Annotated in this window: 6 protein-coding genes; 1 reads left to right on the top strand and 5 read right to left on the bottom strand. The window is 59.0% G+C overall.

Annotated elements, in window-relative coordinates:
- Positions 1-221 precede the first annotated feature (221 nt).
- From ABIQ96_RS17250 to ABIQ96_RS17235, 4 genes are all read right to left on the bottom strand, one after another.
- Positions 222-1235, bottom strand: a complete 1014-nt coding sequence (locus tag ABIQ96_RS17250) for an FAD-dependent oxidoreductase (RefSeq protein ID WP_348215868.1) — start codon at positions 1233-1235, stop codon at positions 222-224.
- A gap of 364 nt (positions 1236-1599) precedes the next feature.
- The gene (locus ABIQ96_RS17245) at positions 1600-3861 is read right to left on the bottom strand and encodes a hypothetical protein (RefSeq protein ID WP_348215867.1); all 2262 of its coding nucleotides are present in this window, start codon (positions 3859-3861) and stop codon (positions 1600-1602) included.
- A 312-nt stretch (positions 3862-4173) separates the two neighbouring features.
- Complete coding sequence (locus ABIQ96_RS17240; RefSeq protein WP_348215866.1) at positions 4174-4554, bottom strand: hypothetical protein; 381 nt, start codon at positions 4552-4554, stop codon at positions 4174-4176.
- A gap of 96 nt (positions 4555-4650) precedes the next feature.
- Positions 4651-5283: a hypothetical protein gene (locus tag ABIQ96_RS17235; protein WP_348215865.1), complete on the bottom strand. Its 633-nt coding sequence runs from the start codon at positions 5281-5283 to the stop codon at positions 4651-4653.
- Between the two features lie 335 nt (positions 5284-5618).
- Between ABIQ96_RS17235 and ABIQ96_RS17230 the strand changes: the two genes are divergently transcribed.
- A complete protein-coding gene (locus tag ABIQ96_RS17230) occupies positions 5619-5912 on the top strand; it encodes a hypothetical protein (RefSeq protein WP_348215864.1) in 294 nt (97 codons plus the stop codon).
- Positions 5913-5962: 50 nt separating this feature from the next.
- Here the strand turns inward: ABIQ96_RS17230 and ABIQ96_RS17225 are convergent, their stop codons facing one another.
- Positions 5963-6394, bottom strand: a complete 432-nt coding sequence (locus tag ABIQ96_RS17225; RefSeq protein WP_348215863.1) for a hypothetical protein — start codon at positions 6392-6394, stop codon at positions 5963-5965.
- Positions 6395-6632: the final 238 nt, after the last annotated feature.

Below are 6632 nucleotides of genomic sequence, written 5' to 3'. Positions count from 1 at the left end.
CTTCATGATCACTTCTTATCCCTCTCATCTGTGTTTATCTGTGTTCATTTGACGGAGAGTTTTGATTTTCCAGTCCGTCCATCTCCGCTACGCTTCGGTTGTGGTTAAAAAAATCCAAATGTAGATCCTCTGCTAGAGATCCCCCGCCGAGAATCAGTTTTCACGGCCCCTTTCATCCCTCTTATCCGCGTTCATCTGTGTTCATCGGTGGTTCAAATTTCCTATTGAGACTCATCGCCGCGAGATTGTTCGAGAAACACCCTGAAGTCCACTTCCGGCTCAGGCTCCCTGCCCTCCACCAGCCAGCTCGCCAGCCGCGCCGCCATGCCCGGCGCGTAGAGCGATCCTTTGGAGCCCAGCGCGTTGATCATCCAGCCACCACCTTCCATCGGTCCGATCAGCGGCTGGCTGCGCCGCAGAATCGGGCGCACTCCGGCCTTGTGGCCGATCACCTCGAACGCCTCACCGCCTAACCGGCCGGCGATTTCCTCCACCCGCAACCGCCCCTTCGCTGTCGGCAGCTCGTCCAGTTCGTTCCATTCATAGGTCGATCCCACCTTGAAGACTCCCCCGCCCTGCGGCACCAGCCACCCGCCCGCGCCGATACGGATGTGGCCTTCATCCCAACCGGCGGCACGCACCGTTAGAATCTCGCCCTTCGCACAACGGTGCGGCCCGTAGCGTCCGGCCATCAGGCCAGCCGCGCCCTCACAGCGGATTTCATGCGGCCCGCCTTCACCTGCCGGAACATCACCTTGCCGAAAACGCCCGAGCCCTTCGAAAAACTCCCGCGAGCCCTCCATGAACGCCCGCGTGTCCAGCCGTCCGCCGCCGCGCAGCTCCACCGCACCGACCCATCCCGCGGGCGGCTCCACTTCGCCCACCACCCATGGCGCGACCTCCGGCGCATCCAGCTTCGCAACGATCTTCCGCCATTCCTTATCGGATCCCGCCAGCCGCAGCACCGGAAACGGATGCCACAACTGCCGTTCGATCCGCCGCTCCACCGCCTGATAGAACGCCAGCGCCTCCGGCAGAAACTCCGCGATCCGCCAGCTCGGCTCGAAATTCTTTCCCGTGATCGGATTCACCATCCCCGCCGCCACCCGCGAGCTCCCGCCCGCCCCGCGATCCATCAGCAGGAAATCCTCCCCCCGCTCCCACAGCGCCCACGCCAGACAAGTCCCCGCGAGACCTTGTCCGACGATCGTCCAGTTGGTTTCCGAGTCACTCACTGGCGCATCGTATCAGGGCTGCAAAACACGCCAGAGAAAATCAAACATTCCCCCGCCCATGCAATCCAATTGGAGCGCGAAACCCGGGCATCTGCATTTGGAGTTTTTCAACCGCAGATGGACGCAGATGAGCACGGATCACAGGGACGACCGAATTGCCGTTATTGTGATCAAAATTGACGGAATTCAAGGCCTGAAGGTTCTTCAATCCGCGTCCATCTGTGTTCATCTGCGGTTCATATTCTCAAATGCAGACGCCCCAAGCGCGAAACTTCATTCCGCTCTTCACGGAACGGCAGGCGTCAGCTTGTTAGCAGTCAACAAGCGCGAGAATTTCCGATCTCAGAAAGCCTTCGCATTCCTCTTACAGCCTCCGCTTTTCCTTGTCTCGCTCATCCTCCGACTTCTTTTTGGGAGCTGGCTTCGATGGCTGTTGCGCTGGTCTAGCAGCCTGACGTTGGGGTGCCGCCTGACGTTGGGGTGCCGCCTGACGTTGGGGTGCAGCCTGACGTTGGGGTGCCGCCTGACGTTGGGGTGCCGCTTGACGTTGGGGTGCCGCTTGACGTTGGGGTGCCGCTTGACGTTGGGGTGCTGCTTGCCTTTGAGGGGCGGGTTGCACACTTCGCTGCGGCGGGCGAGGTGTTTGTGGACGTTGCGGCTGGGCCTTCGGCTCCTGTCTCGGTTGCACCCGTTGCGGAGAAGATGATGGGGTGGCTTGGCGGGTCGGAGGAGCACTCGCTTTCCGGCCGGGCTCCGCCTGTCTCGCCGATTGCGGTCTTGCCTCCGGCTGCGTATTCTTCCGCTGCGCAGGGGCTTCGCGTCTTGGCGCGACTGTCTCCTTGCGTGGCACGTTGGGGGTTGCCGCGCGCTTTTCGCTCGGCATCCGGTCATTGCGCACCTGCGGCTTGTCCGTCCGCTCCGCCGGGGTGGCGTTGCGCCGGGTTTCCCCATTGCCCTTGGAAGCCGCTGGAGGTTCGACCCCGCGCCTCATTTCCGTCCTGCCGCCGGATGAAATGTTAGGTTCCCCATCATGGCGGGCGTTTCCATTCGCCGTCGGTTGTGGCTTGCGCTCCGCGGACGCCACCGCATCGCGCCGTTGTCCGGGCTTCGTCCGTGTTTCACGACCGGGATCGGCTTTGTTTCCCGCAGTCGCATTGCCGCCGCGCCCTTCCACCTGCGGAGCTTTTCCCGCTGTCGGCCCGGCGGCATTGCGGCCGGCCTTGGAAGCCTTGTCATTTCCACGCTCATTGGCGGCGGTGGCTTCTCTATCAGAAGCCCTGCGCTCGACCCGCGCCGGTGGTCCGCCGTTCTTCTCGGCACGGTCCTCGCGCGGACCCGCCACCGGCGAGCGATTCACCTTCTCGAGGGATGCCTGGCTGCGGCCGCCTTGGTCTGCGGTCGCCCGGCCCGTGCCCGCTTCACGTTGCTGGCGCTCGCGGCCGAAGTTGCGGATCGCCTTCGTTTGGGAAGAGAATCGCTCGCGCTCGCCGGCACTCACCTGTTGGAAACGGCGGCCTCCGTCATCGTGGCTGCCCGTCACGCGGTCGTAACGTTCCACCACGCCGAAGCCTGCCCGAGCCCGGTCCTGCTGCGGAAGCTGGTTCAATGCGGCCCACGTCCGGGGCGGGCGGGCGGATACGTTGTCCCGGCGATAGGCGAAATCATTCTGGCGGTCACGCAACCAGTTCCGGTCGCCGCGGTTTTCCCAGCGGTAATGGGCGAAAATCGGCTCGTAGCCGCCGCGATGGTGCCAGCCATAGTCGTATGAGGCATAATAGCGGTTGCGATAGGCCGGTGCGTAATAGTCGCCGAAGTAATAGTGGCAATAGTTCGGCCTCACGAACAGATGGTTGGAAAAAACCGCTAGAGAAATCACCGTGAGCGGCGAGTAAAAGAAGCCCGGCCGCGCGCAGTAGTCCCTGCGGAAACGCACCGGAGCGAAGACGATTCCACGGCTCGCCACCGGATAGTCCCAGTAGCCGTCCACATACACATAGCCGCGGTGCGTCCAACGGTAGTAGGATGGCGTCCAGCACCAGTTCGCACGGGCGGTCACCCAGTAGCCCGCACGCCAGGCGTAGCGGTCCTGGCGATATTGCCAGCTCCCCGGTATCCATGTCTGATCATCCGAGGAAGCCTCGACGCCCGGTCCCGCCTCCAGGCTGCGCGGCGGTTCAGGAAGATAGGAAACCTCCGTGGTTTGCGCGTCCTGCCAATAGCCGGACGTCCATTGGTTTCCCGTGTCCACCGCGGCCCAGTAGCCTGGTACCCATTCGCGGCCGGGCGGTAAATTCCGCCACACTCCGCTGATCCACAAAAAGTCGTTCTGGTCCTCATCCCACCCCCAGTATCCCGGAATCCACGCCACATTGCTTCCCTCCGGACGCTGGTCCGGCTGCACCTCCTCGATCAATTCCGGCGGCTGTTGGGACACGATGATTCCAGCCTGGGGATCAAACACCACCGTCTCGGCAAACGCCTCATGCACCGGCCCCCGCGTCATCACCTCCATGCCCTCGCCGCTCTCCTCCGTCTGCGCCTTCACAATGCCCGTTCCGAGCATTCCTCCGCCGATCATCACCAGCGCCGCGCAACATCTCACCACCAAATGCCTTTTTAAATTCATGGGTTCCTCCTGTGTTTCCGTTCACCTCAACAGACGTGACCGACGGCGGATGGATTCAATTTTTCTTTCAATCGACCGGTCGGGAAAAAGCAGCCGATCACGCCAGGAACACGAAGCGCGGCGTCACACTCCTCCTGTTTGATGGAGAAGTCCTGGTCTCCGCTGGCAACGTCACAATTCCACCACACCCACGGGGTTCCGGCGGTGGGTGTGGTGGTCGAGGTCCGCTATCTCCACGCGTTCACGGAGAGCGGAGTAATCTACCAGCCAATCTATCAGGGGCTGGGTTCTGTTCCCTATTCACCTTTTGATTTACTTGGAACCCGAGCCGGATCCGCTGATAGGGGCTCCCTTGGCTTTGTAGGTGAACTGCACTTTGTAGAGGCCGTTGACTTTCTTGAAGGTTGCGCTTCCGGTTCCCTGGCTGGAGGAACAGGCGACCGTTTGCGACGGGCTGTTATCTTTCAACACCTTGCTAAAGGTGAAGGTGAACGTGGCGGGGTCGCCGTCGTTGAACAACAAGGAGTATTTGCCAGTCTTATATTTGGAGACGGTCACGGTGCCGTCGAAAGAGTATTTCTTCCCATTGTCCGTCTCAGTGCCGCTGACTTTGTAAATTCCGTTGATCCCGGCGTGGGCGGCTGAAGTGAGGAGGAGAGGCAGGACACAGCAGGAGAGGAGTGCGTTTTTCATGGTTGATGTGGTTTTGGTTGATAGGAGAAAGAGTGCGGTCTTGCAATCCGCTAGGGGAAAGAACGGTTGATAAAATTCGCAGGGTTGCTGCGGAGGCTACTTGATCTTGAGAGAGAAGATCCCGCTACCGCTGCTGGAGTCCACAAAGGTGCCATAATCTGCCGGATCAGGACCATATTTGCCGTCTCCTGTGTAGCTCTCTGAAGTCACCACCGTGCCATAAAGGATGCCCGTGGCGCTATCGTAGCTGGTGAAACGGAGAATGAGTTTTCCGGTTCCATGCTCGTTTGCCAAATTCCCCTCGCTGTTTTTGGTTTGATTGAAAGTGATCTGCGCCGTGATGTTGTCGATTTTCTTGTAACCGCATGAAAATTCATCTCCGTCTGGATCTCCGTAAGAAGTTGGAGTCTTCCATGTAAGGCTTTCGTCGTTAAGGTCGGTGTCCGTATCGGAGAAGCCGTTGTTCCAGTTCGTGACGGTGGTGAGAGCAACTTGGGTTTTCAACACGGTGCCTTTGGTCAGTGACTTTGGCGTCAGGACGGCGTCGCCAGCGGGAGCGAGGGAGACGTTTGTGGGGCGCTGGGACGGTTCTGCTGCGGAGGGTGCGGTATTCTGGCCGGAGTCTGCCGGGCTTTTTTCAGAAGGGGTGGCAGCCGAGGCGGATTGCAAGGCTGTGATCGTTCCTCCAAGGAGGAGGAGGAGGACTTTGATTCGGGGATGGATGTTCATTGTTTTGGTATTTGGTGGGAGATTGAATTTTTAGGGAGGCGAACGGAGGGAGACCCGATGGGGATGCTGACAGGCGATCTAGCAATTCAAAGTCTGAAATCCACTAACCGCCCGCAGCGGGAAAAAAGCTTTTCTGGTGTCCCGTGTCGCAGTCCCGCCCATGTGGAATCGGTGGACAACCCTATGTCCCCTCCGGATAGGTCCATTCGTAGAATGCGGATACAGGCACGATCCACCTCCTTCCGGGAGTCCGGGATTGATACCACATCGACCGCCTCACCCCCTGTTTCACGGGGAAACGCTGGACAAATCACCTGCCCGGCTATCATCAAGCCATGACCATTCTCCACGAAGATCCCTTGGACTGTGAAATCGGCGACGCATTTCCCGATGACGGACGCGTGCTCCTGTGGGAATCGGACGTTGACGACGAAGTCCAGGGATCGACGCTTTATAACCCAGCAAACAAGGAGATCGATCCCAACCTCATGAACCGTGTGTTCAAGCGGATCACCGTTGAAATCGATGGGCGCCCGGTAAAGGTGGCATTGCTGATAAACCCCGAAGACTGGATTCAACAGTATCCCTATGGATGGACGGTGCTCGACACTCCCAACGACGGGCAGTAGTGACCAGCCGGTATATCGAGTTCAATCCCGCTGCGGATGCGATCAAGACGTTAGGCCGCTCGGTTGCTGTTGCGGTCACCCCAAACACAAAGACCCATATGAAACACAAAAGCTCCACGCTTCTCATGGCCGCTTGCCTTGTTCTCGCCAGCTGCGGCAAGAATTTCAGTTGCTCCGGCTCCAGCAACTTCAACTCCTCCACTTCTTCCTCCTCGAGCGATTGGACGGTTAACGGCAACAGGACAATCACCCGAACGAAGGATGGAGTCACCCGCAAGCTTGAGACAACCGCGGATGTTGAGATTCAGAACGGGCAGATCACGAAGTTTCCAAAGGGTGCCCTGGTAAAGATTCAGGAGACCGGAGGCTCGCGACCACGGCTGGCCGAATTGCGAGAGAGCGATGGCACCTTGAACTTGTGGATCAAGGACAAAGAAACTTTCCGCAGAGCTTCGCCGGATGAACAAACTTGGCTCAGCCAATTTCTAAGCAGTGTCGATTCCAAATGAACCGGTCTTATCGTTAGAAAAGACGACATCACTAACGGTAGTGTTAGGCATTTTGCCAGAATAGATTGCCGAAACCTGTTCCCTGTGATGAGCCTCGTTTCGCTGTCCGGAGTTCAATCTTTAGATTGCCTCTTCAAGAGCACGGTAAACCGTGAACTCCGGACCGCTCTCGGGTGGCACGCGTCCAAGTGAGTTTCGGAAATGACTTCTG

This window comes from Luteolibacter sp. (assembly GCF_039920825.1).
In the GTDB taxonomy this organism is placed as follows: Bacteria; Verrucomicrobiota; Verrucomicrobiia; order Verrucomicrobiales; family Akkermansiaceae; genus Luteolibacter.
The sequence above is the reverse complement of the archived record's forward strand: the minus strand, read 5'-3'. Positions and strand labels throughout refer to the sequence as shown.